At 62.6% G+C, this 524-nt stretch carries 1 protein-coding gene and 1 pseudogene; both read left to right on the forward strand.

Going from position 1 to position 524, the window contains the following annotated elements; translation table 11 throughout:
- Window positions 1–419, forward strand: a 419-nt coding sequence (locus tag Q8X39_RS20490; RefSeq protein ID WP_305751548.1) for an amino acid ABC transporter permease, incomplete at its 5' end; no start/stop codon positions are given.
- 7 nt (window positions 420–426) lie between these two features.
- Window positions 427–524, forward strand: a pseudogene (locus Q8X39_RS20495) (amino acid ABC transporter ATP-binding protein); the annotation flags it as partial.

Raw genomic sequence — 524 nt, forward strand, 5'->3', positions numbered from 1 at the left:
TGATCGGGCGTCCGATGGGCGCGGAGCTGTCGGCCATCGTGACCTTCACGCTGTTCGAGGCGGCCTACTACTCCGAGATCATGCGCGCGGGCATCCAGAGCGTCTCGCGCGGCCAGGTGCATGCGGGCTATGCGGTGGGCATGAGCTACCGCCAGACCATGCAGCTGGTGGTGCTGCCGCAGGCCTTCCGCAACATGCTGCCGGTGCTGCTGACGCAGACCATCATCCTGTTCCAGGACACCTCGCTGGTCTACGCCATCGGCGCCTACGACCTGCTCAAGGGCTTCGAGGTGGCGGGCAAGAACTTCAACCGCCCGGTCGAGACCTACCTGGTCGCCGCGGGGCTGTACTTCGTCATCTGCTTCAGCCTGTCGATGCTCGTCAAGCGTCTTCAAGCCCGCATTCAAATCATCCGATGAGAACGACATGATCGACATCCAGAACGTGAGCAAGTGGTACGGCAGCTTCCAGGTCCTGACCGATTGCAGCACGCAGATCCAGAAGGGCGAGGTGGTGGTCGTGTG

This window comes from Leptothrix discophora (genome assembly GCF_030705305.1).
GTDB lineage: Bacteria > Pseudomonadota > Gammaproteobacteria > Burkholderiales > Burkholderiaceae_C > Sphaerotilus > Sphaerotilus discophorus.